We start from the raw sequence: 26,314 nt of genomic DNA on the forward strand, positions 1-26,314 counted from the left end.
CAATACATAAAGTATTATAATGAAGAGCGAATTCAAGAAAAATTAGGCTACCACACTCCAATCGAATTTGGAAGTATGGCAGCCTAACAGGTGTTTTATTATTGTCTCAATTGACTAAGTCAGTCTACAATCCCGGCTTTTTTATTTCATTTAAAATTTGTTTACATCACTTTGTTTTTTCTCATAGGAACTGGAATCCGTTCCTGTCATTGTTCGGGGTTTGACTACAGCAGTTGTATTCGTAGAAGATTGCGTGCTGTATCCGTCTTTTTCAGCTTCCACTTTTGCTTCGTCGATCGCTGATTTCGTCTCTTTCTTAGCATCTTTAATCGTATTTTTAGCTTCTTGCAATTTTTGACGGGCAGAAACTGACATGCTGCTCGATTTGTCCTTCATGTTATCAACAGCATCTTTTGCGTCCATCGTTCCAAGCTTAGCTTTTAACATGGTTTCATCTTTCTTTTGCATGGTACGTTCTTTTAGCTTTATCGACGTATCACGTAAATCGTTTCTGAACTCATTCCCTTTTTTGGGGGCATATAATAGTGCTGCTGCAGCACCTACTAAACCTCCTACTACTAAACCTGTTCTGAATCTAGAACTAGACCCTTTTTGGTGATTATTCGTTTTTTCGCGTGTTTGGAAATCAGAATGGGTAAACACCGGCTCTGCTGTTGTCGTATGTTGATTGTAGTTATTTTCGTTATGCATAATCAATTCCTCCTTTTTTGCTTGTATAAAAAACGTACCCGGTTGGATAGGAAAATAAACAAAAACACCCTGGACCGGTAGTTCGGTTCAAGGTGTTTGTCCAAAAAGAGGCATAGAAAAAGCCGGGATCTACCCGGCCGGTTTCTATTTATTTCATTAACTCTTAAGTTCAGGAAGCATCCGAATTTCCTCATTCATGGATGATTTGCAGATGGGGCATTGAGGTTCTTTTTGCAAAGAAAAGTCAGCGCGCATCCAGCATGAGCAGCCTTCGCTCGAGCAAGCCCACACCTTCGTTTCCACGTCTGGAATCGGCTCAGCAGGTTGTTTTGAAAAAAAAGCCATAGATATCCCCCTTTTCTGTTCTACTTATAGTATACGCCTAAAAGAGGAAAAATATGTATCATTTTGATTACATATTGAAAATAACTTCATTTTTAGCTGAAATCTCTTTTGCCCAACGAGCGTGGATCATTTTGATTTCATGGGGTGAATGGATGGTGATATCTGATTTTAAGAACCATAAATAGTCTGCTATTTTGTTGATATGATTCAATAGAACACGACCCTTGAGCATGATTGTGCCATCATCAACTTTCACGATGAACTGTTTTAAAAAAGGATGTGAGACGCAGTAATCCGTTTTATGAGGTGCAATCTCAGCTACGAGTTCCAAATAAGAACGCGGCGTTATTTTCGCAGCCCAGTTATGTATGGTGATAGCAGTAAAGTCTTTAGTATCCATCGGTTCATAATTGATTACAGCTTGGTGGATATCCGATAGATTAAATACATGAAAGTCGTTGAGGGAATAGCAATAAGCCGGGCAGAACCACTCTCTATCCTCATTGTATATTCCAATAGGCTGAATATTAGAGTATATGTTAGACCCTTCGACATGATAAAGAACGGTTACAATCTTTTGTTTCATTGCCGCTTCGAGCATTACTGGCGCATGCAAACTTTCTTTAGGAAGGGGGAAATGGACAGCTAGGCGTTTTTGAACGTGTCTCCATTTTTCCTTCGCATCTGCTGGCAAGTAATGAAGAAGTTTTGTAGAGGCAGACCTGCTTTGAACTTGATAAGGAAAACTTTCAGCTTCATAGGCGTGAAGGGCAAAAAGTATGGAAGAGGCTTCCATTTCTGTGAAACCAATTGGTGGAAGGATCCTGTCGTCTTCAATCCGATATCCGCCATGTGGACCAAATTCTGAAACGATCGGCAATCCCATCTCCATGAGTCTTAATAGATCACGCTGTATCGTACGGGTAGATACTTGAAATTCTACCGCTAATTCTTTTAACGTAAAGTGCTTTTTAGTATTAATAGATAGTAATAGTCTTTCTAATCTTTTTATCTTTGCCATATTTGACCCCTATTTGTGTATTCAAACTTTTGTACGACTCACTGTTTTTTATATCGTACAAAATTAGGGATATGTTAGGTTTTTTACAGAATATAGTAAAAATAAAAATAACACGCTATCTTTTTATGATAGCGTGTTGCTTATATAGTATGTAAAATAGTAAAACTAAACTGTGAATAGTAGTAAGGGCAGTTGATTGATAATTAGTTCTTGACGATTGAGGAAAGATGCTCGACACATTCAACCATATCTGCCAGCTGTTTTTCTGTAAGCTGGGACATGTACTTTAATAGAACGCCATTTCTCTTTTCTTGAATCATTCCAAAAGCTTCTAAACCAGCTTGATTGAGATGAACATAAACGATTCGGCGATCTAACTCTGAACGATACCGGTCGACTAATCCTCGTTTAACAAGTCGGTCGATAATGACGGTAGTTGCACTTGCACGAACCTTCATAGCATCAGCAATTTCAGAAACCGTCCATTTTTCACGTGTAGAAAGTGTCTTTAAAATTTGAAATTGAGTAGAGGTGATCTCTTCCTCTTCCCAGATCTCAGGTTTTAAAACGTCCATGATTTCTGCTAATGCCTGATCTATCCGTTCGACATCCAATAATATATTTCTACTTTCTGCCACTTTCACAGTACTGCCTCCTTAGCTTACATCATTCCTATTTTAATATAAATTTCCGATAAGTTCCATTAAAATGTAGTATAAAGTATCTAGTTCCCAATGTGTATCACTAAGGTAGTATTTAAACTATTGAAATATAGAATAATTTTGCCATAAAAATATATTATGGTCTGAAAAGAGGATTTCTTTTCTTAATATCTAATAGAAGAAAGAGAGAAAAAAGGGGGAAAACAGATGGCGCGTATTGCTTGGATTACAGACAGTACAAGCTGCATTACACAAGAAGAAGCAAAGCAGCTTGGCATACATATTGTCCCTGTTTCGGTCATTATGGGCGAAGAAGTATATAAGGATGGTGTGGATATCACACCAGCTGAATTCTATGAAAGAATGGAAATGATGCCGGACCTTCCGAAAACAAGCCAGCCAACCGTCGGTGAGTTTTCTGATTTTTATGAAGTGCTAAAACTTGACTATGACTGTGGAATCGCCGTACATATTTCAGAAAAATTCAGCGGAACGATTAATGGGTCAAGGATAGGTGCAGAGATGGCAGATTTTCCTATACATATTGTGGATTCAAAAATCACTTCTGAAGCGATGAAGCAGCTCATTTTAAAAGGGAAGAGATTAGAAGATGAAGGACTTGATCCGGAAGTGATCGCTGAACGATTAAGAGGATCTGCAGCCAACGTTAAGGGATATGTATGTATTGGCAATCTAGAGCAGCTGAGACGCGGAGGCAGATTATCGGGTGCAAGTTTCCTCGTTGGGAACCTTCTGCAGATCAAGCCTATTCTGACTTTTGAGGACGGATCTTTAGTGCCTTTTGAAAAAATACGGACGTTAAAAAAAGCGCAGTCGCGTGTTCTTGAACTTTTTGAAGAAGCGGCATCTCAAAAATCTGTAAACGGAGTGAGTGTCGTTTATAGCGGGTCTTCTGAAAAAGCAGAAGATTGGCTGCATCTGTTAAAAGAAAAATATCCAGACCTTACGATTAATCTTGGTCAGCTCAGCCCAGCGATCGGCGTGCATGTCGGAGCAGGTACACTTGGAATCCTTTGGTTTGAAGAATAAGTTTCATCTTAAAAAAGTGTAAAAAGTAACAGGGGACAGACCCGGGTCTGTCCCCTGTTTTTTGATTATGATTTTTTGCGAACTGCTGCGATGATCAGCATGAGCCACATAAATAGCAATGGAAGCAAATATTCCAATTCCTGAAACAATTCCAACGAATAAAACTCTTTTAAAATGGTGCGGAGATTTGTCAGGATAATAAGACCGCCCGCAAGTACGCCTAATAATGCAGGTTTTATACGCTTAACAAGCCATGCGGCAAATGGAGCTGCTATAACACCGCCGACCATCATAGCAAGTACGATCTGCCAGTAAAGGGACTCCCATCCAAAGAACAGAAAGAACCCGATTGATGCAGACAGGGACACCGCGAATTCGCTAAAGTTAACAGTACCGATAGCTGTATTTGGTGTAAGATGTCTTTGTGTCAGAAGCAGTGGTGTTGTAAGAGGACCCCAACCCCCACCTCCAGAGGCATCTAAGAATCCAGCTACAAGTCCAACAGGTCTATAAAAAGTCTTCTTTTTAGTGGGCACTTCTTCCGGAACAGGCACCAATGTGATCTTTAACAGTAAAAATCTTAAAATAACATAGATTCCTAATCCTAGTAAAAATATAGAGATGTATGGTTTGATGATGACTGATGGTATATAACTCAAAAAAGCCGCGCCTGAAAATGCACCAATCGCTCCTGGCAGTACGAGCTTTTTCACAATTTTTAAATCAACATTTCCAAACTTGAAATGAGAGTATCCAGAAGCCGCTGATGTTACGACTTCGGCCAGGTGAACAGAAGCTGATGCCATCGCCGGAGATAGTCCTACCATTAAGAGTAACGTTGTTGACGTCACACCGTAGGCCATTCCCAGTGATCCATCGATCAGCTGTGCCACGAGACCAATTAAAGCAAGCACAATAATTTTTTTCACGTATTCTCCTCCAATTAAACCGGTATCTTATAAACTATGTGGACAACCGTGAATTGGTTCATGTAAAAGACTGTGAAAAAAAGTATCCTTATAAAATAGATAAAACATCGTTAAAAGATGATTAAATAATTGTTTTTTTGGTCATTTTTCGATAAGGTAGTAGACAGTGTAGCAAGTAAAGGTTAAGAGCCTTTATTTTGTGTAATAATACAAAAAGTACGAAATACATAAAATGGAGTGATATGAACAATGGAAATCGGATTGATCGGCCTAGGGAAAATGGGCTTTAATATGGCATTGAACATGAACGATAAAGGGTACACCGTTATCGCTACTGATGTAAACAAAGACACTGTAAAAGAGATTTCAGAACAAGGTGTAAAAGGTGTAGAGTCCGTAGAAGAACTGGCAAATTCATTCTCAGGAAGAAAAGCGGTTATCCTTCTAGTTCCTGCAGGTGAGATTGTTGACCAAGTCATCAATGAACTTAAAACTCATCTGACTGAAGGGGATATTATCGTTGATGCTGGAAACTCCATGTACAAGGATACACTTCGTCGTTACGAAGAATTAAAAGCAGACGGTATTCACTTTGTGGATGTTGGAACGAGCGGCGGAACGGATGGAGCACGCTACGGTCTTTGTGCAATGATGGGTGGAGATGACGATGCGGTAAATTATCTAGCTCCTCTATATGAGAAGATTTGTGTGGAAAAAGGATTCTTAATCACAGGCCGCGCAGGATCTGGTCATTTCTTAAAGATGGTTCATAACGGAATCGAGTACGGAATGATGCAAGCAATTGGTGAAGGATTTGAAATTCTGGATAAGAGTGATTTCGATTATGACTATGAAGCTGTTTCTCGAGTATGGAACAACGGTTCTGTTATCAGAAGCTGGCTCATCGAATTGATGGAGAACGCATTCAGCAAGCAGCCTAACCTGGAAGATATCCGTGGTGTTATGAACTCTTCAGGTGAAGGGATCTGGACGGTTGAAGCTGCACTTGATTATCAGGCTTCAGCTCCAGTTATCGCGCTTTCTCAATTCATGCGTTTCCGTTCATTAGAAGATGACACGTTCCATGGTAAGGTCGTTGCTGCGCTTCGTAATGAGTTCGGCGGACATGCTGTGGTAAAAAAATAATTCTATAGTTTTTCGTTTAAAGACCTCTGTTCTAGGGTAAAAAAGCAGAGGTCTTTTACTATGTTGTGGTTTTTCAAGGTTGTTTATTGAAAGTAGTTGATTTACGCTCCAGATGTTCGCGGAAAGTGGGTTACATGGGGCGAACGTGTAACAGATTAAAAGAACACGTACCGTAAAAATTATTGAGATGTTTAGTCTGAAAAAAACTGAATTCGATCAGCGTAAAATCACTTAATAAACATATACTATCAATGACCTGAAAGGGATAGGAGTTTTGATTATGGAAAGCAAATATGTACACGAGTCACGCACCGTTAAATCTTCAGTTGTCCTGCCTCCTGATACCAACAATCATGGAACGCTTTTTGGCGGAAAGCTTATGGCCTATATCGATGATGTTGCTGCAATTGCAGCTATTCGTCATGCACGCAAACATGTTGTGACTGCTTCAACGGATTCGGTTGATTTTCTGGAACCGATCAAAGAAGGATACTCGGTTTGTTTAGAGTCATTCGTAACTTGGACGAAAACCACTTCGATGGAGGTTTTCGTTAAAGTAATTGCTGAGAACCTTTTAACCGGAGAGCGAAAAGTCTGCGCGGTTTCTTTTTTAACTTTTGTAGCCTTAGGAGAGGATGGGAAACCTACTCCTGTGCCAAAAGTCATACCTGAAACAGAGGAAGAAAAATGGCTGCATGAACATGCCCCGGAACGAGCGGTAGCGAGGAAAAAACGTCGGGAAGAAAGCAAAAAACTAGCAAAAGAATTCGGTGTAAAAAAGCCTTGGGAAACCATCTGAGCATTAAGATATATTTTTAAAAATTTATAGATGTTAAGATTCGCAAAATGAGAATAAGGTGATATAATAAAGATAACCTTTTTCCAGCCAGGGATACAGAACCCTGGCATTCATCTTGTTAAATTGTTTGAAGCCCCTAATTCGTTTATAAAACGAATTAGGGGCTTTTTTGTGTACTTCATTTTACATAACCATGGTCTATTCCGTAAATGATAAGAAAAGATTGGAAAAAAGGCGGATGGTTTATGCGGAATAGAAGAAAACGCCCTGTTATCAAAACACATAAAAAGTTATCTGAACTGGTTGCAGAGAAAAAAGCTGGCGAACGTTCTTCTTTTCAAGTTTCTTCTGAAGCTGATGACTACAAAAGTCAGGAAAAACAAGTGAAAGAAGGAGAATTAAGCCCGTCTTTAGAGTTTAATGTTTCGAGAATTAACAAACTTCTTGGCAATCCAACGGATCTTATTATACGGGAATTCGAATTTGAACTGGAACAAAAAGTAACAGCAACCCTTATGTACCTTGAAGAGATGAACGACACACAGCTTTTAAGTGAATTTATTTTAGAACCTCTGATGAACCTTTCATCGGAAAAACAATCATCACCTGTTCCTGTAGGACATGCCCTTCATTACATCAAACAAAACGCTTTAGCTCTTGGTAAAGTTCAAGATGTTGAGACAGAAGAAGAACTGCTTGAGGCACTACTTGCCGGGCTTAGTATTTTATTAATTGAAGGGAACAAGAAAGGTCTAAAGTTGGGAACAACCGGCGGAAAGATGAGGAATATTGAAGAGCCGGCATCTGAAGTAGTCATCCGTGGTCCAAGAGAAGCTTTCACCGAATCCATAAAAACAAACCTTTCCTTAATCCGAAGAAAAGTTAAATCTCCAGATCTAAGAGTTGAAAGGTTTGAAGTCGGTGAGATCACAAAAACAGACCTTGCCATTGTTTATTTAGAAAACATCGTAAATCCTTTGATCGTTAAAGAGATAAAAGAAAGAATCGAACAAGTGAAAACGGATGGAGTGCTAGAAACGGGCCAGCTTGAAGAGTTCATACAAGACGAGACGGTTACCGTTTTTCCGCAAGTTATGAGTACAGAAAGACCTGATGTTGTGGTAGGAAACTTATTAGAAGGACGAGTGGGCATCCTTGTGAACGGAACCCCTTTCTCTCTCATCGCCCCTGCACAATTTATCCAGTTCTTTCAATCATCAGAAGACTACTACATGAGATACGACATCAGTACCTTTTTGAGAATACTTCGTTTTTCCGTTTTTATTATTTCATTGATTGCACCGTCTATTTATATCGCACTAACAACCTTTCACCAGGCAATGATTCCAACTACTTTACTCTTTGGAATCGCGGCTCAGCGTGAAGGAGTTCCTTTCCCGGCTATAGCGGAGGCACTAGTCATGGAGATAACCTTTGAGATTCTGCGTGAAGCAGGGATTCGTATGCCGCGTGCTGTTGGGGTAGCTGTATCGATCGTTGGTGCGCTCGTTTTAGGGCAGGCCGCTGTTCAGGCAGGTCTAGTCTCTCCTGCAATGGTCATTGTTGTTGGGATCACAGCTGTTGCAAGTTTCGCGATTCCTTCTTTTGCTGTCGCAACATCCGCTCGTTTACTGCGTTTTCCACTGATGATCATATCGTCTATCTTTGGTTTTTATGGGTTAACGCTTGGGCTTATCGTAATCGTGGCTCATTTAACGAGTCTGCGATCATTTGGGGTTCCTTATTTAAGTCCTTTTGCACCAATCCAAATACAAGACTTAAAGGACAGCTTATTGCGGTATCCTATTTCTCACTTATTTAAACGTCCCGTAAACCTGGCAAAGCAAAACGCAACTCGTACTGATCCTTATCAAGTTAAGAAAAAGAGAGAGGAGGAAACAACGAGATGAAAGTCTTGAAATGTTTCATTCCTTTTTCCTTATGTCTTCTTATTCTTACAGGCTGCTGGGATCAGAATGAGCTTGATGAGTTATCGATCGTGATGGGCATTGGCATCAATCTAGATAATAAAGGGCATTTGATTGTTACCTACCAAGTCGTGAACCCAACCACTGTCGCACCTGGCCTTATGGGAGAAGGAGGCGGTAAGCAGCCTATTTTTACTGTTTATGAATCCAAAGGTAAAAATTTGATGGAAGCCACCCGGAATGCGTCCAAAGAAACTTCGCGCCGACTATTTTTTGCACATGCTCGAATGCTCGTATTTAGCGAGAAACTGGCTAAAAAAAATATATATGAAGCCCTTGATATGATGTCACGTGATCCTGAAGTACGTTCTACAATACAAGTTCTAATTGCCAGAAACACCACACCCTCGAAAATTTTAAGAACATTTACCGCGATTGATAAAGTCACATCAGACGAAGTAACAGCAATCCTAAACATTACGGAGCAAAATTGGGGAGAAAATGTTCAGCAAGATATCAATGAGGTGCTTCAGTCTATCATTAACGAGGGTGGAGAGCCACTAATCAATGGGATTGAACTTACTGGTGATAAAGATCTTGCCGTGACATCTAGAAACTATGAAGTTGGAGAACCAGCACGAGTAAAACTCTCGGGGATGGGGGTTTTTAAAAAGGGTAAGTTAAAGGGATGGCTGGATGGTCCAAACGCAAGGGGTGTTCTCTGGCTAAAAGGAAAAATTAAAAGCACCGTTGTAACGGTCCCTTGTAACAACAATAAGAAAGGATATGCCATAGAGGTTGTTCGGTCAAATACGGAACTCTCAGCATCTACTAAAGGAGACGTTCCTACCATAGATGTAAAGGTTTTTCCTGAAACGAATATTGCGGAAACCAACTGCTCTGTCAATCTGCAAGATCCATCTGAGATCGTAAAAATTGAAAAAGAATTTAACAACGTGATTCAAAAGGAAATCATGAAAACGGTTAAAGCCGCTCAAGGTTACAACAGTGATATTTTAGGATTCGGTGAACTTTTGTACAGAGAAAACCCTAAAAAGTGGAACCATATGTATAAAAAGAAATACAATCGAGTTTTTCCTGAAATAAAAGTCCAGGTAAAAGTGGATTCCAGAATCAGAAGATCAGGGATTCGAACTTCACCATTTTTATTTGACAAAAAGATAGAAAACAAGGAAGAGGTTGATTCCTCATGAAATCGTATAAAATCGATCTTCAGCAGTATTTTATTCTGATCATATTGTTCGAACTTGGGAGCGCCATCCTTGTCGGGCTCGGTATGGATGCAGGGAGAGACGCATGGATTGCTATATTGTTTGGTATGGTTGCAGGTATGATCCTGTTTTCGGGGTATTACTTCCTTTATAAACAGTTTCCTGATCTATCATTAACTCAATATGTGCAAGTGTTATTCGGGAAACATATAGGGAAGATTTTTGGATTCTGCTATATGCTGTACTTTTTATATCTTGCGGCGAGAGTATTGCGTGACTTTGGGAGTCTTCTTCTCTCTGCTGTTTTTGTACAAACCCCAATCATCGTCGTGAACACACTCATGATCGCAACGATCGTATATGTGTTAAAACTGGGTTTTGAGGTCTTGGTCCGGACGGGAGAAATATTCTTCGTACTAGTTGCTCTGTTAGGAGTCATACTGACGGTATTAGTACTATCAGCAGATCTTATGGACTTCAACTATCTGCTTCCTATTTTTGGAGAAGGGGTCATGCCTGTTTTAAAAGCAGCTTTCCCTGTAACCCCTACGTTTCCATTTGGAGAGATGGTTGTTTTTACGATGCTGCTTCCTTACTTGAAAGTGAAGAACAGAAACAAAGCATTAAAGATTGGCTTGTTAGGGATGGGAGTAAGCGGTTTTGTATTAAGTACTACGATCGCCATGGATATAGCTGTCCTCGGTGGGCACGTAGCAACACATGTTTACTTCCCGCTTTTAGCAGCTGTAGCGAAGATCAATATCGGAGAATTTATTCAGAGGCTAGATGCAATCGTGGTTTTTACGTTAATCATCGGTGGATTTTTCAAGGTTGCGGTCTTTTTATATGTATCCGTAAAAGCAGCGCAGGATGTATTCGGGGTAAAAGAAGAAACTTCGATCATCGGACCAATCGGAGTTGTCGTTATATTGTCTTCGATAGCGATAGCTTCCAATTATGTAGAACACATTAACGAAGGGTTGAATATTGTGCCTGATTTTATACACATTCCTTTTCAGGCTGTTTTACCGGCACTCTTTATTATTGTATTCTTATTAAGAAAAAAGAAGCTTAAGCATTTTGCTTCTTCTTCATCCAGTTAGACCATAAGCATGTCAGTATTGGAAGAAAGAATAGGAAGATGACCAAGACAAGTTCAATTTTATCCACATACTTAAAAAATGATATAAAGGATCGTCGCAGGACGGTTATAGGCGATATGCCCATGGACCAATCAATGGTTAATAATAGAGCAATCATTGTAAAAAATGTAATCAGATAGATGGATATAGGGTTTTTCATTTTAATCACCTCCTGAATGATAGTTTTTACATTATTCTTCCTCTTATCCATCACGAAAGGGAGCGGGGAACATGTGTGGCAGATATTTTCTTTATTATGACAAGGAGTTTATCATTGATGCTTTTCAAATTGTAAATGAATTCGATTATGAAGAAGACCGATTTAACATCGCCCCAAGTCAGGATGTGCTGGCCGTCGTTAAAAGCAGCACAGGTAATCGCGCGGGTTATATGAAATGGGGGCTTATCCCGAAGTGGGCGGATGATTCTAAGATCGGAAACAAGCTGATCAATACCAGAAGTGAAACGATTGAAGAAAAACCGAGCTTCAAGGAATCGTTTTATCAAAAAAGGTGTTTGATCCCAGCTAGCGGATTTTATGAATGGGTAAAACAAGGCAGTAAAAAACAGCCTTACCAGTTTACACTGGAAGGTAATGAGCCCTTCGCCTTTGCGGGTATCTGGTCTAGGTGGAACAAAGGAACTGTGGGTAGATCTGATGAGATAATATCTTGTTCAATTATAACGAAAGAATCAAATTCGTTTATGGGGAACTATCACCACAGGATGCCGGTCATGTTAAGGCCAGAGGAAGGGGAACTATGGCTAGAACGTGAAACAAAGAAAGACCTCCTGCTTATGATGCTCCATGAAAATAATCCTGAACTTGCAGCAACACCTGTTACAAGAGATTTAAATACGAGATAACATCGGCATCTAAAAAGCTAACCTGCTTAGATGCCGTTTTTTTAGATTTGATTAATCTTACGTCTGAATGTGGTACAGAAAATATGGTAAAACAGCACTATGTTGTAAAATACTTGTAAGCCTATGTAACTATTTTAATATAAAACTAACTCTTGAATCGACAGAATTGTGTTATATTTTTCATGGATTTACTAAGTTTTACATACTAAAATTTAGGCAGGTGGATGGTTGTGTTAAGAAGAAAGACGAAAAAACTCACAAATCTAAGTATCATCTTTGCTATGGTCATCAGTTTAATAATACCTATGCAAAGTGCAGCAGCCGCTGACGTTATTACCGTGAGCGAGGCAATAGCAAAACAAGACAAGTCAACACAAACGGTTGAAGGATTTATTGTGGGGACGGTAAAAGGAACGAACAGTTATCAATTTGAAGGACCTTTTACAGCTGCAACGAATTTAGCTCTTGCTGATTCCCCAGATGAAAGGGATCCGAAAAAGATCCTGCCTGTTCAATTGCCGCAAAATGCAGTAAGAACAGCACTGAACCTAGTTGACCATCCAGATAATAGAGGGAAGAAAGTACAAATTACTGGTACGGTTGAAGCTTACTTTTCTGTTCCTGGATTGAAAAATGCAAGTGAATTTCAATTTGTGGACGCATCACCTCCAGAACCTCAGGTAGAAGAAGTGAAGTCTTCGGTTGAAGGACAAGTTGTTTCGAAAGGTACTCAAGTAACCCTTTCAACAGCAACACCAGATGCAGCCATTTATTACACAACTGATGGCTCAAATCCAACAACAGATAGCACGCTTTACACAGATCCAATTACGATTCAAGAAGACGTAACGATTAAGGCGATCGCCGTAAAAGAAGGTCTTAAGAACAGCAGTATTGCTGAATTTAAGTATCAAGTGGCACTCTCAGGACTGCGCATTCATGACATACAGGGTGCTGGACACCAATCTCCAGTAGAAAATAAAGCTGTAGAGGGTGTAGAGGGAATTGTAACAAAAGTGGTCGACGCAAACAATTTTTATATGCAAGATTTAAAACCTGATTTTGATAGAAAAACATCTGAAGGAATTCTTGTGTACAAAAAAGGTCATGGAACCAATGAAGGAAATGTAGTATCGGTTAGTGGACAAGTCAAAGAATGGGTGCTTGAAGGCTACTCGGATAAATTGAAAACAGATTTAGCCATGACGGAGATCAATGCAGATTTCGGAAGCATTTCTGTTAAAGAAGAAAATCGTAAGCTGCCACAAGCTATAATAATTGGACTCTTTGGTCTTCAGCCTCCTACAAAAGTGATCGATAATGACCAATTTGCAAAGTTTGATCCCGCAGAAGATGGAATCGACTTTTATGAAAGCCTAGAAGGCATGCTCGTAAAAGTAAACAATCCGGCTGTAATTGCTCCTCAAAATTACGGTGAGCTCGTTGTTCTTCCTGATCACGGGATTCTGAGCAAGCGCAACTCATCTGGCGGATTAAACATTACTGAATTTGATTACAACCCTGAACGTATTTTCATAGATATCGGTGATGAAAGTTTTGTTGCTAAATCAGGAGATTACTTTATTGGTGCGATTACTGGAGTTGTAAGCTACGGTTTTAGCAACTATAAAGTTTTAACAGATGTAGAAGACCTTCCAACATTTGTAGAAGGCAAAACAAAACCAGAAGTTACGAATATTCATAAGAAACAAAAAGAATTGACAATTGCAAGCTTCAACGTTGAGAACTTCTCAGCCAATGAACAGGGCAAAGACGGTACATCCGATGAGAAAGCAGAACGTATTGCAAAATCAATTGTTCAAAATTTAAATGCACCTGATATCGTAGGATTGGTCGAGATGCAAGATGGAAATGGTCCAATTAACGACGGTACGACTGATGCAAAAGAAAGTGCTGATCGTTTAACCGCAGAAATCACTGCACAAGGCGGACCTGAATATGTTTACACAGACATTGCTCCTGTTGATGGGAAAGATGGTGGAATTCCTGGAGGAAATATCCGCGTAGGTTTCATCTATAACCCTGAACGCGTTTCACTTGCTGAAGGCACTAAAGGTACGGCAACAGAAGCTGTAGGTTACAACAAAGGAAAACTAACACTGAATCCGGGAAGAATCGATCCGATGAATCCTGTGTTCGAAAACAGCCGTAAGCCAGTAGCTGCACAATTTACATTTAACGGTGAAGATGTAATCGTCGTTGCGAACCACTTTAACTCAAAAGGTGGAGACCAGCCACTATTTGGAAAGAACCAGCCTCCTTTCTTAGGAAGCGAAGTTCAACGTAAACAAATCGCAGCAGTCGTAAACGGATTTGTTAAAGATGTAACAACCAAGAACAAGAACGCAAAAGTAGTTCTACTTGGAGACTTCAATGATTTCGAATTTACAGATACCCTTGAAATCGTTAAAGGCAAAGAGCTTACGAATATGATTGAAAAAGTGCCATCAAGAGAGCGTTACACCTATTCTTATCAAGGTAACGCACAAGTACTCGATCATATTTTGGTAACAAACAACATGGCAAAGAAAACAAAGGTTGATATTGTTCATATCAATTCACAGTTCATGGAAGAACATGGACGTGCAAGCGATCATGACCCTGTATTGATCCAAGTTAAAGTAAAATAATAAAAGAAACTGGTCAAATAGGAAAAATCCTTCCGTTTGGCCAGTTTTTGTTTGAAAAATATAAATGGTAGTCATTACTTGAGGAAGGCGGCAAAACGGTAGGAGGCTAACCGCACGCCCCGCGAAAAAGCGAGTATCTGGAGCGGAAATCTATTACTAACATTGACACACAGTATATACGAAAAGTGCCTAATAAATATGAAATGGACTGACTCTAAGGAGTACAGTCCGCTTTTTAAAATCAAGAGACTCTCGATTAGCGACGGTATCCGCCACCTAGTTGTTGCTCAGCCATTTGAACAAGACGTTTAGTGATTTCACCACCAACAGATCCATTCGCACGGGATGTTGTGTCTGGTCCAAGTTGAACACCAAACTCAGAAGCGATTTCATACTTCATTTGATCCAACGCAGCTTGTGCTCCAGCTACTACTAATTCATTAGAGTTGTTGTTACGTGCCATATGTATCACCTCCTTGTAATACTAGTTTGCATATCTTTTAAGAAAATATGCATCTCTCGGAAAATATTTTTATGGGTAATTAATGAGATAGGTATTCGCATATTTTTTGAATTTACGACACCAAACCTTTAGGATTTCGTATGATAAAGCATCCCCCTATTTTTATTTTCTTGAAGAACACTGACTGGTTTCCAGCCAGTGTTTTTCTTTTTTTTTTTCCGCATGCTATTTTCAGAATTTGGATTTATAATAGAGAAAGAATTTGGCAGATAAGTTTGGATATACATGGATCTAGAGAGAGCAGGTGGAGAGATGGGGCTTAAGAACAAAGAAAACATGGTGAAATGGAAAGGGATTGCACTTGCCCTAACCGGTGCTTCACTTTGGGGGTTTTCTGGAAATGCTGCAGAGTGGATTTTCTCTCACACAGCCGTAACCGCAACATGGCTGGTTTCGGTTCGAATGGTGATGGCAGGGCTTCTTCTTTTAGCTTATGTTTCTATCCAACATCCAATTTTTTTAGTTTGGAAGAACAAACGAGATCGTTTGGATTTGCTTGTTTTTTCGTTGACTGGAATGATTGGTGCTCAGTTGACGTTTTTTTTAAGTATCGAAGCCGGAAACGCACCAACCGCTACGCTTCTTCAATTTTTAGGTCCTGTTTTTATTACGATATATTTTGCACTTAGACTATTAAAATGGCCAAAGCGGAAAGAATGGATCGCAGTCTTGATGGCACTGACGGGAACATTTCTTCTTTTAACAAATGGAAAGCTGGATTACATAACAGTTTCAAAAGAAGCGATTTTCTGGGGTGTACTCTCTGGTGTTTCGGTTGCTGTCTACACAGTTTATCCAGTCCGTTTGCTAAAACTATATTCATCAGCAGCTATCACAGGATGGGCGATGCTACTAGGCGGTTTAGCCGTTTCGATTTTCTCACAGCCTTGGCAGGCAGGGTTCATCGTATGGACGCCATCCCTGTTTTGGATGCTTGGGTTCGTCGTTATTTTTGGAACGTTATTGCCGTTTTATTTGTATCTCGATAGTTTGAAATACATTACTTCGACCGAAACGAGCTTGCTTGGGAGTGCTGAACCATTAGTCGCTACGATTGTTTCCGTTGTGTGGCTCGGAACTGCTTTTGGCAGCTTCCAGACAGCAGGAGGAATGCTGATCATTTTAACGGTGTTTTTATTATCTATGCCGGAAAAAGGGATCATCCAAATCAATACGACAGTCAATAAGTAGCTTTTCTAGCACGCAACATTTGACTTTTTTTCTGAATCGTACCACTATGATAGGGTACGACTTACAACAGGAGTAGATGCAAAATGAACGATAAGATTGTATTTTTTGACATAGACGGAACACTTGTAAACGATGAAAAAATCATTCCGGACAGCACGAAAGAAAGTATCCGCCAGTTGCAGAAGAACGGAGTACATGTAGCCATTGCTACCGGACGTGGGCCGTTCATGTTCGAGCCAATCCGGGAAGAACTAAGTGTGGATTCCTTCGTCAGCTTTAACGGTTCATACGTTGTTTTTAAGGATGAGGTGATCCACAAGACACCTTTACCTGCCGAATTTATTACTAAAATTGAAGAAGAAGCAAATCGTGCAGGACATCCGCTTGTCTATCTTGACCATCAGCGAGCAACATGCAACGCAGATGATCATGAGACGATCAGAAACTGTACGTTCAACCTGATGCCTAGTTACCCGCTCTATCACCCAAAGTTTTATAAAGACAATGAAGTCTATCAGGTCCTATTGTTCTGTCAGGAACAACATGAAAAAGCTTACCGAGAAAGCTATAAAGGAACCTTCGATTTCATCCGCTGGCATGAAGATGCCTTGGATATCCTGCCAACTGGCGGATCGAAAGCCAAAGGAATCGAAGCTTTTATTAAAAAGATGAACATGAAACCTGAAAATGTATATGCATTCGGTGACGCGTTGAACGATATCGAGATGCTAAATGCCGCAGGAACAGGTATTGCGATGGGCAACGGGATGAAAGAAGCGAAAGAAGCAGCTGATTTTGTAACAAAATCAGTCGATGAAGACGGAATCTATCACGGGCTTAGACATTTTGGCCTCATTTAATAGCAGAGAACCCCTTTTTGCTGATGCAAAGGGGTTTTTTTGGTATTTAAAAAGGCTGCCGATCCTGAAAAATACCCACATTGAGTGAAAAATTGAAATTCTGAGCGAAATAAAGGGGAGTTTGAGCGTAGAATGAATATTTTGAGCGGTACTCAGCATTTTTGAGCGAAACTCAGGTATTCTGAGCGAACGTGTAATAAATAAAAGAACACGTACCGTAAAATTAGGAAACTCGTCACTAAATGTCCATGGCAGGTTTTTTTACATTCAATCGTTTTAGTGGATTTTCAAGTGGGGTTTTTTTTATAATGAAAAATAGTAAACTTTGTTAACTAAAGGCGGTGAAGGGGTTATGGAAAACTCCGGTTTAATTTTAGAAGGCGGGGGAATGCGCGGCGTGTATACAGCCGGTGTGCTTGATGTGTTTATGGAAAATGATCTTTATTTCCCTTATGTGATCGGGGCTTCCGCTGGAGCATGCAATGCAGCGTCCTATCTATCCAGACAGCACGGAAGGAATCGTACGGTGAACCTGGAGTACAGTTCACATCCTGAGTATATCTCTTATAAGAACTGGCTGATTAAGAAAAAGGGTTTGTTTGGGATGGATTTTATTTTTAATGAGCTTCCAAACCGCCTTGTTCCTTTTGATTATGAGGCTTTTAAAAAATCACAGGAAAAATTTGTAGTGGTTGTTACAGACTGCAGAACAGGTGAACCTGTTTACTTCAATAGAGAAGATTTTAGTAAAATAGATCTCTCCATGGTACTCAGAGCATCCTCTTCTATTCCTTTTATAGCCCCGGTGGTTGAGCTCGAAGGAAAACATATGATGGATGGCGGCATCGCTGATCCGATACCTGTCCGTAGAGCGGTAGAAGACGGGGTAAAAAAAGGTGTAGTCGTATTAACACAAAATCCGGGTTATCGAAAGAAAAAGCCAAGGATGACATGGGTAACGAGACGCTTTTATCCTGAATACACCGGTTTAGATAAAAGTTTACGAGACCGATATGCTAAATATAATGCAACATTAGATTACATTGAAGAAGAGGAGAAAAAGGGAAACCTGTTTGTCTTGAGGCCTCTTGAAAAGATGACAGTGAAGCGCATAGAACGTGACCCGAAAAAACTTAGCGTTCTTTATGAACAAGGAAGAAAAGACGCGCTCGACCAGTTGGACGCTTTAAGAAACTGGCTAACCAATTAATACTCATATATAAAAACAAGAAGCTGGCATGTGGGAGTTCACAAAAGAACCCCTGCAGCCAGCTTTCATTTTTAATATATTTTTTGGATCACTTCTTCCCTATCCGGTTCTTTCATCTGAATATCTACCGGTTCCCCTCCCCACGGAAAAATTAATGGTATGTGCTAAATAAAACGTTGAAAAACATTATCAAAAAAAGATGAGGTTTTTTTAATGAATATGTTGGAATTTTGGTCAACATCTAGTAATCTATACATAGATGCTTTTGTAATATAATTGTAAAATTAACGGGAAAAATTCCAAAAGGAGCGGAATGATGGTAACGAAAGCGGATCCGGAAAGAAAGAAGAAAAAATCACAAGTACCCTTTCGTTTAAACGTCTTGTTTTTAATCGTATTTTTTCTATTTTCCATTCTAATTCTTAGACTTGGAGTACTCCAGATTGTGAACGGAGAAGAAAAACGAATGGAGTCTGAGGCTGTAGAAGAAGTCATTGCTAAAAAAGAAGCACCACGCGGCAAGCTGTTGGACAGCAATTTTCGTGAGGTTGTTGGCAACGAACCGTTTTTCTCACTTACGTATACCAAGACAGTAGATACCAAAGCCGATGACACGATGCGTATTGCAAAATGGCTCGCTAATCGACTAGGGGTAACAGAAGAACAGAAGAAAAAAATTACAGAACGTGATAAAAAAGATTATTTTATCGCAACACATGATATCCAAGAATTAATGGACGAACGGTTGACTAAGAGTGAGAAAAAATTAGACGACAAAGATCAATACAAAGCTCTTGTTGATAAAATCACAGAAGAGGAAATCAATAGTCTTACAGAAGAAGAATTAAAGATCCTAGCTTATAAACGCGCAATGGATTCAGGCTATGCCTATTCAGCTCAAAGGATCAAGACGAATTTAACGAACGAAGAAGTTTCTATCATTTCTGAAAACCTTGGCGACCTGCCTGGCATCGATATCATGGCGGACTCTAAAAGGATCTATCCTTACGGAGAATCAGCGATATTTGGTGCAGTAAAACAGATTCCTAAAAATAAAATGGAATATTATACGAGTCTTGGGTATGACAGAAGTGACCAAGTTGGAGTCAGTGGTCTTGAAGTTCAATATGAACGAGTTCTTAAAGGAACGAAAGAAAAGTCTGTTTATCTGACCAACCCTAAAACCGGTCAAACGATTGGTGAACCAACTACCATACCTGGTCAGCGAGGAAAAGATATCGTTCTGACTTTAGACATGGAACTTCAGTTTAGATTAGAACGGATTCTGGAAGAAGAGATATTAAGAGCTAAAACACTTCCAGGAAATGATTTGCTCAAGTCAGCCTATATCGTAATGATCAATCCGAAAACCGGAGAAGTGAAAGGGATAGCTGGCAAAAGATATGAAAATGGCAAGTTCATCAATGATGAGTATGGTGCTTTGTTTAATTCCTACGAAATGGGTTCAACCGTAAAAGGAGCAACTGTATTATCAGGTCTTCAAAAAGGTCTGATCAGCATGGGAGAAACCATATACGATACAACCTACACAAAATACGGTATGAATAAATCGTCTTGGAAGAACATGGGTACGATCAATGATCTAGATGCTTTAAGAATGTCCTCCAACGTATATATGTTTAACATCATGGACCGGATGATCGGTCCTGAGCACTATACTCAAACATATGCAGAAGCACGCTATATGTATAATCAGTTTGGGTTAGGCGTCAAAACTGGAATCGACTTTCCGAATGAAGCAGTTGGATATGAAGGAAAACCGCCAGCAGGAGAAATGGGTACCCTTTTCGACTTAGGAATTGGACAGTTTGACACCTATACAACGATGCAGCTTGTCCAATATGTTTCCACGATAGCAAATGGTGGATACCGTGTGAAACCGCAGCTAGTAAGAGAAATTCGTGAACCAGCAACAGATACAGAACAGAGCGGGAAGTTACTTAAGCGTTTTGAACCAGAAATCTTAAACAAACTTGATGTGGATGATAAATACATCAAACGCGTACAACAAGGATTCTGGCAAGTTATGCATGCCCCTGGTGGAACAGCAAAAGGTTATTTTGATGATGTTGAAAAGTACCATAACCCTGCCGGAAAAACAGGAACTGCTCAGCGTAAAATTTTACACCCGCAAACAGGACAGATAGTAGAAAAACATAACTTAACACTAGTCGGTTACGCACCATTTGAAAACCCTGAGATTGCATTTGCAGTCGTCGTTCCAGAAGGTACTACACGAAATGGTAACCAAAGAATCAACAAATACATCGGTCAGCGTGCGTTAGAGGCTTATTGGGACCTTAAAGAAGAATATGGTGAAAACGCGGCTACTGTGAATGGAAACTTGGAAAAAGAAATAGAAGAAAACTCAGCACAATAATGCTGAGTTTTCCTTTTTGTTCTTTAAAAGAAAAAAGCCGGACGAATCCGGCTTTCTTTTTTTGCTATCTCTTATTAGCAGAAGCAAGCTGCCCCTACAATAATCAATAGAATAAATAACACAACTACCAATGCAAAAGAATTGCCATGAGAATAACCCATCGATTTTTCCTCCTTTAATTCTTGCAATTGTTGTTTCCATACATTCTATGCCTTTTTTTGTTTTAGACGTGGGCAGGAGCGGAAAATCCAGCAAAATAGGCTGAAAATGTATGTGTTTTGATGAAAGTGTCAACGATTTGTAAAGACTGAATACTTGTGGGTGTATTCTTTCTTTGTTTAAATAAAATAAGAAAGAAAATATTATATAGGGAGTCAATTATGAAAAAAACGTTCTTATCCTTTCTTTTATTAATTATGGTTGCTATGAATCTGCCTTCCTTTGCATTTGCGCACACCGATCTTGAAACGGCTACACCTGCAAAAGGAGAGAAGGTTACGACAGATCTTGAAGCAGTGGTCCTAACATTTACAACTAAGGTTGAATCATTAAGCACCATGAAACTGAAAAACGAAAGAGAAGAAATCCCTTTACAGATTAGTATTGAAGATAATCAAATGACTGGGAAATTGAACAACAGGCTTGAAAATGGTAACTATACAGTTGAGTATAAAATCATTGGAGCCGATGGCCATGTGATTGAAGGGAACTACTCGTTCTCGGTAGATCGTCCTGAACAAGCCCAACCAAAAGAAGAACCAGAAGAAGATAAAGATAGTACCGAACAACCAATGCCTGAGCAAGATAAGAAAGAAAAGCCTGATAATCCGAGTTATTTTGGTCCATTGACTATTGGATTAGTTCTTTTAATCGCGATTTTTTCATTCTTTGCTTTCAGGAGAAAAAAATAAATGTCTACGAAAAAAGCCTCGAAGTATTCGGGGCTTTTTTGTATGGATTTGAACATTTAAAAATTCATTAACTAAGTGTAATGTTTACAATTTGATTATTTTTAATAAAAGCGAGCAAATGATTCGTTTTTTCTAACTATTCTGTTATATGATGTATATTGTCATTTATTTTACAAAAGGGGGAAGGTGAAGATTTGGATACGTTTAAAAGGTTAAAAGACTTTTATTGGCCGTACAAGAAATACTTTTACTGGTCGATCCTGACTTTGATTCTGGTTTCAGCGATCACGGTTGTCTATCCGATGGTCTTGCAGTTTACCATCGATGAAATCATTATCAAAGGTGAGTATCCACTCGTACCTTATGTAGCAATCGGTTTTATCGTATTAATGGGAATAAAAGGAGCAGCTACATATTGTCATCAATATTTTGGAGATTTGTTTGGCATCAGCTCCGTTTTCCAGCTCCGTGAATCGCTGTATGAGAAGCTTCAATTTTTGCCTTTCAGTTATTATGATAACGCGAAGACGGGAGATCTCATGTCCCGTTTAACAGCAGATGTAGAGGGTTTTCGTTTCTTTCTCTCATTTGGGTTTTCACAGCTTATCAATTTCGTTCTCATCATAGCATTCAGTCTTTCCGTCATGTTCTTCTATTCCATTCCACTAGCAATCATCACACTGTTCATGATGCCGTTCCTCGCAATAGTCGTATACAAGTTTGATAAAGAAGTACATCCCGCATTCAGAGGAATACGTAAATCAATGGCTAACCTTAACACAAAAGTCCAAGAAAACATCAGTGGTATTAACACGGTTAAGTCCTTATCAAGAGAAGATTTTGAGATTAATAAATTCGATCACTCGAATGAAGATTACAAATCTCAGTTTTTACACACATCCCATATTTGGGCACGTTATTTTCCGATCATGGAGCTGATCGGGAACTTATCCGTCGTTCTGTTGCTCGCATATGGCGGATATTTAGTCATCAATGGTGACCTTACAGCAGGGGAGCTTGTCGCATTCTTCAGTCTTGTCTGGTACATCATGGGCCCGATCATGAATCTCGGGTTTATCATGAACACGTTCTCACAATCGAAGGCTTCCGGAGAACGTCTGTTAGAAGTCTTAGATGAACCCCTTGAGTTAGATGGGGAGGAGGATCTTGATTCCGGCTTTACCCGTTTAAAGGGAGAAGTAACCTTCGAACATGTGACACATCGTTATAAAAATGAAAAGAAGGATGCCTTAAAGGACGTCACGTTTACAGTAAAACAAGGTCATACAATCGGTTTAATCGGTGCGACTGGTTCCGGAAAAACATCCATTACGCAGCTTTTATCCAGATTTTATACGCCGGAGTCAGGAAGTATTTTAATCGATGGCAAGCCTTTAGAAAAATACTCGCTGAATACATTACGAAAAAATATCGGCACGGTACTTCAAGAGTCGTTTCTGTTTTCCTCAACGATCAGGGACAACATTTCCTATGGCAATCCAGACGCTGATATGGATGATATCGTAGATGCAGCGAAACGCGCACAGGCCCACGATTTTATCATGGAACTGCCAGATGGTTATGATACGATCCTCGGTGAAAGAGGACTCGGGCTTTCTGGAGGTCAGAAACAGAGAATTTCCATCGCAAGAGCCATCCTTATCGACCCTGCCATCCTTATCTTGGACGATGCAACAAGCGCAGTTGATATGGAAACAGAATTTAAGATCCAGCGTGCTTTGAAAGAGGTCATGGATGATCGTACGACATTTATAATCGCTCACCGGATTTCATCGTTGAAACATGCGGATGAAATACTGGTTCTCCATGAAGGAGAAGTCATCGAACGAGGTACCCATGACGAACTCATTCAGAAAGAATATGGGAACTATCGCAGAATCTATGACATTCAATACCAGGACAGACATAAAGTGTTCCAAAATAACGGGCAGGGGGTGTAGGAATGGATAAGAGAAGAAAATCAGCCCGTTTCCGTTATTCCTCTGAGCAGGTGATCGACAAACCCTTTAACTGGAGTCAGATCATCAGGCTTTTTGGATACATGAAGCCCTACAGCACGAATTTGCTTCCAAAAGCGTTTATAGCGATGATGGTCACAACGGCTGTCAGACTTGCCGTGCCTGTGTTCATCGGGGTTCTGACGTTTGATCATGCGATAAAGAATAAAGATACCTCACTTCTTATTAAGTTGATTATCGCGATTTCAGCTCTCTATCTTCTCTCATGGGGAGCAAATACTTTCCGGATTCGTTGGATGAACTATCTCGGCCAATACGTGATCTATGATATTCGACAGCATCTGTTCAAGCACATACAGCGTTTGTCCCATCGTTTCTTTGATCAGCGATCAGCAGGCTCCATACTAGTTCGGATTATCAACGATGTTAACTCCTTACAGGATCTATTTACAAATGGTGTCATTAACGTACTGATGGATGTCATCATGCTGTTCGGGATTATCGTGATCATGTTTGTTTACAGTCCAGAACTCACTTTGGCGATCATGGTCATTTTACCGCTGATGTTCTTTATTTCTACGAGCCTAAGGAAGAAGATCAGACGTTCGTGGCAGCTTGTCCGTATTAAGCAGGCGAAGCTGAACTCGCATCTGAACGAAAGTATCCAGGGTATACGAGTGACCAAGTCTTATACACAAGAAAAAGAGAACATGGGCTTTTTTAACGGTGTCAATAATGAGACCTATGACAGCTGGAGAACGGCCACACAACAAAATGCGTTGTTCCGGCCGTTCGTTGAGATGTCTAACGCGATCGGTACAGCGATCCTATTATGGTTTGGAGCGTACTTGATCCAAGGGGAAGCACTTGAAATCGGTGTATTTGTTACCTTTGCCTTTTATTTAGGGATGTTCTGGGAACCGATCTCCCGTTTAGGCCAGGTGTATAATCAGCTTTTAGTAGGGATGGCGTCCTCTGAAAGAATCTTTGAATTTTTAGATGAGCAGCCGAACGTACATGAGAAAAAAGGCGCTTATGAATTTACAAGAATGAATGGAGAAATTGAATTCAAAAACGTTGAGTTCTCTTATGATGACAAACGAAAAGCATTAAAAGGAATCGACCTAAAGATTAAGGCCGGACAGACGGTAGCGCTTGTCGGTCATACTGGTTCAGGAAAAACAACCATCGCAAACCTTGTTAGCAGGTTCTATGATCCTACTTCAGGAGAAGTCTTAATCGATGGGGTGAACTTAAAAGATGCTACTCTTGCAAGTTTACGTGAAAAGGTGAGTGTTGTTCTTCAGGATACATTCATTTTCTCAGGAACGATCATGGAGAATATCCGGTTCGGAAGACCAGATGCAACAGATCAGGAAGTGAAGAATGCTTCTAAAGCGGTCGGTGCACATGCTTTTATTGAAAAACTAACAAATGGTTATGAAACAGAAGTTGAAGAACGAGGGAATGTGTTATCAGTGGGTGAAAGGCAGTTGCTATCCTTTGCCCGTGCTCTACTCGCAGACCCCGACATTCTCATTCTGGATGAAGCGACCGCGAGCATCGATACCGAGTCTGAACAAAAAATTCAAAAAGCCTTAAAGACGTTGTTGAATGACAGAACAGCGATCATTATCGCTCACAGACTCTCCACGATCAGAGAAGCTGATAATATTGTTGTCCTTGATCATGGGGAAATCATTGAGCAAGGAAACCATAACCAGCTCATGAATGCTGAAGGGGTTTATTATCACCTCGTTGTGTCACAGTTTAAAATGTTGGATGCAATATAAAAAATGCCTGGGAAATGAATCCCAGGCGTTTTGTCTTTATTGGAGTGCTTTTGATAACGTTTCAATGTTCTCGTCCATGATCGAGAGGTAATCCCTATTTTTCTTCCGATCCGCTTTCGTCAATGTTTCAAGGTTGTGCAGCGTCAATGTTTCGGCTTTCACTTCCTTATTGATCACTTCAGCTACTTTGTTATTCACATTTTTTTCGAAAAGAATATAACGAATTTCCTCTTTTTTAGCACGTTGAATGATGTTTTCAATCTGATGCTGACTTGGTTCATGAGAAGGGGATAGCCCGGAAATTGCAATCTGTTCTAATCCATAGCGCTCAGCCCAATAGCCATACGCTGCATGAGAGACGATAAAGGAGTCCTTTGGAGCTTCTTCAACTTTACTCTTAAAAGTAGCATCTAACTTTTCGAGGTCTTTGATCAATGCATCATGATTCTTTTTAAAGTACTCTTTCTCTTGAGGTTTAACCTCCACTAGTCCTTTGAAGATGTTGTCCGCCATTTTTTGAGCAAGTACCGGGTTCAGCCAGATATGAGGATCCTGCGAACCATGTTTATGTGTGCCTTCTTCTTTATGGTCTTCCATATGTGCAGGCTCAACCCCTTTAGCTGCATCTACAAGAGGTACGTTTTCTCCCTTTAATGTATCTGCAACGGAAGAGGAGAATTCATCCGATTCCATTTTGTTGTATACAAACGCATCGCCTTCTGAGATCTCCACCATTTTCTTAGTAGACGGTTCGTACGTATGCGCATCTGCCCCTGGTGGAATAATGGATGAAACCTCAACGTGCTTTCCGCCAATTCTTTCTGTAAAGTATTCTAAAGGATAAATGGTTGTATATATATTTAACGTTCCCTCTTTTTTATCAGCACTTTTATTACTGCAAGCTGCTGTTGCGATCAAAAGAAAAATCATGCCTATCATGCCAAGCCTTTTCATCCGTTTCTC

At 40.0% G+C, this 26,314-nt stretch carries 25 protein-coding genes; 16 read left to right on the forward strand and 9 right to left on the reverse strand.

Annotated features, from left to right (window positions below; genetic code table 11):
• The first annotated feature begins 6 nt into the window (after positions 1-6).
• Positions 7-87, forward strand: a complete 81-nt coding sequence (locus M3206_RS19205) for an IS3 family transposase (protein WP_425590722.1) — start codon at positions 7-9, stop codon at positions 85-87.
• 63 nt (positions 88-150) lie between these two features.
• Here the strand turns inward: M3206_RS19205 and M3206_RS09150 are convergent, their stop codons facing one another.
• The 4 genes from M3206_RS09150 to M3206_RS09165 all read right to left on the reverse strand — a co-directional run bounded on the left by M3206_RS09150 (position 151) and on the right by M3206_RS09165 (position 2,721).
• Complete coding sequence (locus tag M3206_RS09150; protein ID WP_251312218.1) at positions 151-711, reverse strand: YtxH domain-containing protein; 561 nt, start codon at positions 709-711, stop codon at positions 151-153.
• A gap of 156 nt (positions 712-867) precedes the next feature.
• Positions 868-1,056 (reverse strand): cold-shock protein, encoded by a 189-nt coding sequence (locus tag M3206_RS09155; RefSeq protein WP_251312219.1) that lies wholly within the window; start codon positions 1,054-1,056, stop codon positions 868-870.
• 67 nt (positions 1,057-1,123) lie between these two features.
• Complete coding sequence (locus tag M3206_RS09160; protein ID WP_251312220.1) at positions 1,124-2,077, reverse strand: helix-turn-helix transcriptional regulator; 954 nt, start codon at positions 2,075-2,077, stop codon at positions 1,124-1,126.
• 203 nt (positions 2,078-2,280) lie between these two features.
• On the reverse strand, positions 2,281-2,721 hold the full coding sequence (locus tag M3206_RS09165) for a MarR family winged helix-turn-helix transcriptional regulator (protein WP_251312221.1): 441 nt from the start codon (positions 2,719-2,721) through the stop codon (positions 2,281-2,283).
• A 225-nt stretch (positions 2,722-2,946) separates the two neighbouring features.
• Here M3206_RS09165 and M3206_RS09170 point away from each other — a divergent pair, with 225 nt between their 5' ends.
• On the forward strand, positions 2,947-3,789 hold the full coding sequence (locus tag M3206_RS09170) for a DegV family protein (protein ID WP_251312222.1): 843 nt from the start codon (positions 2,947-2,949) through the stop codon (positions 3,787-3,789).
• 65 nt (positions 3,790-3,854) lie between these two features.
• Here M3206_RS09170 and M3206_RS09175 read toward each other — a convergent pair whose 3' ends face one another.
• Positions 3,855-4,718: a sulfite exporter TauE/SafE family protein gene (locus M3206_RS09175; protein ID WP_251312223.1), complete on the reverse strand. Its 864-nt coding sequence runs from the start codon at positions 4,716-4,718 to the stop codon at positions 3,855-3,857.
• Positions 4,719-4,967: 249 nt separating this feature from the next.
• Between M3206_RS09175 and gnd the strand changes: the two genes are divergently transcribed.
• The 5 genes from gnd to M3206_RS09200 all read left to right on the forward strand — a co-directional run bounded on the left by gnd (position 4,968) and on the right by M3206_RS09200 (position 10,926).
• A complete protein-coding gene (gene gnd / locus M3206_RS09180; RefSeq protein ID WP_251312224.1) occupies positions 4,968-5,864 on the forward strand; it encodes a phosphogluconate dehydrogenase (NAD(+)-dependent, decarboxylating) in 897 nt (298 codons plus the stop codon).
• A gap of 280 nt (positions 5,865-6,144) precedes the next feature.
• Positions 6,145-6,663, forward strand: coding sequence for an acyl-CoA thioesterase (locus M3206_RS09185; RefSeq protein WP_251312225.1), 519 nt, complete (start codon positions 6,145-6,147; stop codon positions 6,661-6,663).
• 245 nt (positions 6,664-6,908) lie between these two features.
• Positions 6,909-8,573 carry a spore germination protein gene (locus M3206_RS09190; protein ID WP_251312226.1) on the forward strand — a complete coding sequence of 555 codons (1,665 nt, stop codon included), beginning with the start codon at positions 6,909-6,911 and terminating at the stop codon, positions 8,571-8,573.
• Positions 8,570-9,805, forward strand: a complete 1,236-nt coding sequence (locus tag M3206_RS09195; RefSeq protein ID WP_251312227.1) for a Ger(x)C family spore germination protein — start codon at positions 8,570-8,572, stop codon at positions 9,803-9,805. Before M3206_RS09190 ends, M3206_RS09195 begins: the two co-directional genes overlap by 4 nt.
• Complete coding sequence (locus M3206_RS09200; RefSeq protein WP_251312228.1) at positions 9,802-10,926, forward strand: GerAB/ArcD/ProY family transporter; 1,125 nt, start codon at positions 9,802-9,804, stop codon at positions 10,924-10,926. The genes M3206_RS09195 and M3206_RS09200 overlap by 4 nt, the downstream gene beginning before the upstream one ends.
• Here the strand turns inward: M3206_RS09200 and M3206_RS09205 are convergent.
• Entirely contained in the window at positions 10,895-11,125 is a 231-nt protein-coding gene (locus tag M3206_RS09205) for a hypothetical protein (protein WP_251312229.1), read from the reverse strand. The genes M3206_RS09200 and M3206_RS09205 overlap by 32 nt on opposite strands.
• 71 nt (positions 11,126-11,196) lie before the next feature.
• Here M3206_RS09205 and M3206_RS09210 point away from each other — a divergent pair, with 71 nt between their 5' ends.
• Complete coding sequence (locus tag M3206_RS09210; RefSeq protein WP_251312230.1) at positions 11,197-11,832, forward strand: SOS response-associated peptidase; 636 nt, start codon at positions 11,197-11,199, stop codon at positions 11,830-11,832.
• A 230-nt stretch (positions 11,833-12,062) separates the two neighbouring features.
• Positions 12,063-14,483 (forward strand): DUF6359 domain-containing protein, encoded by a 2,421-nt coding sequence (locus M3206_RS09215; RefSeq protein ID WP_349774007.1) that lies wholly within the window; start codon positions 12,063-12,065, stop codon positions 14,481-14,483.
• 256 nt (positions 14,484-14,739) lie between these two features.
• Here M3206_RS09215 and M3206_RS09220 read toward each other — a convergent pair whose 3' ends face one another.
• Positions 14,740-14,946 (reverse strand): alpha/beta-type small acid-soluble spore protein, encoded by a 207-nt coding sequence (locus tag M3206_RS09220; RefSeq protein ID WP_066288466.1) that lies wholly within the window; start codon positions 14,944-14,946, stop codon positions 14,740-14,742.
• 285 nt (positions 14,947-15,231) lie between these two features.
• Here M3206_RS09220 and M3206_RS09225 point away from each other — a divergent pair, with 285 nt between their 5' ends.
• The 4 genes from M3206_RS09225 (at position 15,232) to M3206_RS09240 (ending at position 20,668) form a co-directional block, all read left to right on the forward strand.
• Positions 15,232-16,197, forward strand: coding sequence for an EamA family transporter (locus M3206_RS09225; protein ID WP_251312232.1), 966 nt, complete (start codon positions 15,232-15,234; stop codon positions 16,195-16,197).
• Positions 16,198-16,280: 83 nt separating this feature from the next.
• Positions 16,281-17,057 (forward strand): Cof-type HAD-IIB family hydrolase, encoded by a 777-nt coding sequence (locus M3206_RS09230; RefSeq protein WP_251312233.1) that lies wholly within the window; start codon positions 16,281-16,283, stop codon positions 17,055-17,057.
• Positions 17,058-17,409: 352 nt separating this feature from the next.
• Positions 17,410-18,267 (forward strand): patatin-like phospholipase family protein, encoded by an 858-nt coding sequence (locus M3206_RS09235; protein WP_251312234.1) that lies wholly within the window; start codon positions 17,410-17,412, stop codon positions 18,265-18,267.
• Between the two features lie 316 nt (positions 18,268-18,583).
• A complete protein-coding gene (locus M3206_RS09240) occupies positions 18,584-20,668 on the forward strand; it encodes a peptidoglycan D,D-transpeptidase FtsI family protein (protein ID WP_251312235.1) in 2,085 nt (694 codons plus the stop codon).
• Between the two features lie 74 nt (positions 20,669-20,742).
• Here M3206_RS09240 and M3206_RS09245 read toward each other — a convergent pair whose 3' ends face one another.
• On the reverse strand, positions 20,743-20,829 hold the full coding sequence (locus M3206_RS09245) for a YjcZ family sporulation protein (protein ID WP_226537213.1): 87 nt from the start codon (positions 20,827-20,829) through the stop codon (positions 20,743-20,745).
• 219 nt (positions 20,830-21,048) lie between these two features.
• Between M3206_RS09245 and M3206_RS09250 the strand changes: the two genes are divergently transcribed.
• The 3 genes from M3206_RS09250 to M3206_RS09260 all read left to right on the forward strand — a co-directional run bounded on the left by M3206_RS09250 (position 21,049) and on the right by M3206_RS09260 (position 25,351).
• Entirely contained in the window at positions 21,049-21,579 is a 531-nt protein-coding gene (locus M3206_RS09250; protein ID WP_251312236.1) for a copper resistance CopC family protein, read from the forward strand.
• 194 nt (positions 21,580-21,773) lie between these two features.
• Positions 21,774-23,540 (forward strand): ABC transporter ATP-binding protein, encoded by a 1,767-nt coding sequence (locus M3206_RS09255; RefSeq protein ID WP_251312237.1) that lies wholly within the window; start codon positions 21,774-21,776, stop codon positions 23,538-23,540.
• Between the two features lie 2 nt (positions 23,541-23,542).
• Positions 23,543-25,351 (forward strand): ABC transporter ATP-binding protein, encoded by a 1,809-nt coding sequence (locus tag M3206_RS09260; RefSeq protein WP_251312238.1) that lies wholly within the window; start codon positions 23,543-23,545, stop codon positions 25,349-25,351.
• Between the two features lie 36 nt (positions 25,352-25,387).
• On the opposite strand, the gene M3206_RS09265 is transcribed toward M3206_RS09260, so the two are convergent.
• On the reverse strand, positions 25,388-26,305 hold the full coding sequence (locus M3206_RS09265) for a metal ABC transporter solute-binding protein, Zn/Mn family (protein ID WP_251312239.1): 918 nt from the start codon (positions 26,303-26,305) through the stop codon (positions 25,388-25,390).
• Between the last annotated feature and the right edge of the window lie 9 nt (positions 26,306-26,314).

Origin of the sequence: Fictibacillus phosphorivorans (assembly GCF_023715845.1) — a bacterium.
GTDB lineage: Bacteria > Bacillota > Bacilli > Bacillales > Fictibacillaceae > Fictibacillus > Fictibacillus phosphorivorans_D.

Bases quoted from the DNA above. Each gene is read 5' to 3' on its own strand.
- M3206_RS09240 (WP_251312235.1), top strand. From the start codon at position 18,584: ATGGTAACGAAAGCGGATCCGGAAAGAAAGAAGAAAAAATCACAAGTA.
- M3206_RS09260 (WP_251312238.1), top strand. From the start codon at position 23,543: ATGGATAAGAGAAGAAAATCAGCCCGTTTCCGTTATTCCTCTGAGCAG.
- M3206_RS09190 (WP_251312226.1), top strand. From the start codon at position 6,909: ATGCGGAATAGAAGAAAACGCCCTGTTATCAAAACACATAAAAAGTTA.
- M3206_RS09210 (WP_251312230.1), top strand. From the start codon at position 11,197: ATGTGTGGCAGATATTTTCTTTATTATGACAAGGAGTTTATCATTGAT.
- M3206_RS09250 (WP_251312236.1), top strand. From the start codon at position 21,049: ATGAAAAAAACGTTCTTATCCTTTCTTTTATTAATTATGGTTGCTATG.
- M3206_RS09150 (WP_251312218.1), bottom strand. From the start codon at position 711: ATGCATAACGAAAATAACTACAATCAACATACGACAACAGCAGAGCCG.
- M3206_RS09160 (WP_251312220.1), bottom strand. From the start codon at position 2,077: ATGGCAAAGATAAAAAGATTAGAAAGACTATTACTATCTATTAATACT.
- M3206_RS09155 (WP_251312219.1), bottom strand. From the start codon at position 1,056: ATGGCTTTTTTTTCAAAACAACCTGCTGAGCCGATTCCAGACGTGGAA.
- M3206_RS09185 (WP_251312225.1), top strand. From the start codon at position 6,145: ATGGAAAGCAAATATGTACACGAGTCACGCACCGTTAAATCTTCAGTT.
- gnd (WP_251312224.1), top strand. From the start codon at position 4,968: ATGGAAATCGGATTGATCGGCCTAGGGAAAATGGGCTTTAATATGGCA.
- M3206_RS09245 (WP_226537213.1), bottom strand. From the start codon at position 20,829: ATGGGTTATTCTCATGGCAATTCTTTTGCATTGGTAGTTGTGTTATTT.
- M3206_RS09230 (WP_251312233.1), top strand. From the start codon at position 16,281: ATGAACGATAAGATTGTATTTTTTGACATAGACGGAACACTTGTAAAC.
- M3206_RS09220 (WP_066288466.1), bottom strand. From the start codon at position 14,946: ATGGCACGTAACAACAACTCTAATGAATTAGTAGTAGCTGGAGCACAA.
- M3206_RS09235 (WP_251312234.1), top strand. From the start codon at position 17,410: ATGGAAAACTCCGGTTTAATTTTAGAAGGCGGGGGAATGCGCGGCGTG.
- M3206_RS09205 (WP_251312229.1), bottom strand. From the start codon at position 11,125: ATGAAAAACCCTATATCCATCTATCTGATTACATTTTTTACAATGATT.
- M3206_RS09195 (WP_251312227.1), top strand. From the start codon at position 8,570: ATGAAAGTCTTGAAATGTTTCATTCCTTTTTCCTTATGTCTTCTTATT.
- M3206_RS09225 (WP_251312232.1), top strand. From the start codon at position 15,232: ATGGATCTAGAGAGAGCAGGTGGAGAGATGGGGCTTAAGAACAAAGAA.
- M3206_RS09265 (WP_251312239.1), bottom strand. From the start codon at position 26,305: ATGAAAAGGCTTGGCATGATAGGCATGATTTTTCTTTTGATCGCAACA.
- M3206_RS09200 (WP_251312228.1), top strand. From the start codon at position 9,802: ATGAAATCGTATAAAATCGATCTTCAGCAGTATTTTATTCTGATCATA.
- M3206_RS09170 (WP_251312222.1), top strand. From the start codon at position 2,947: ATGGCGCGTATTGCTTGGATTACAGACAGTACAAGCTGCATTACACAA.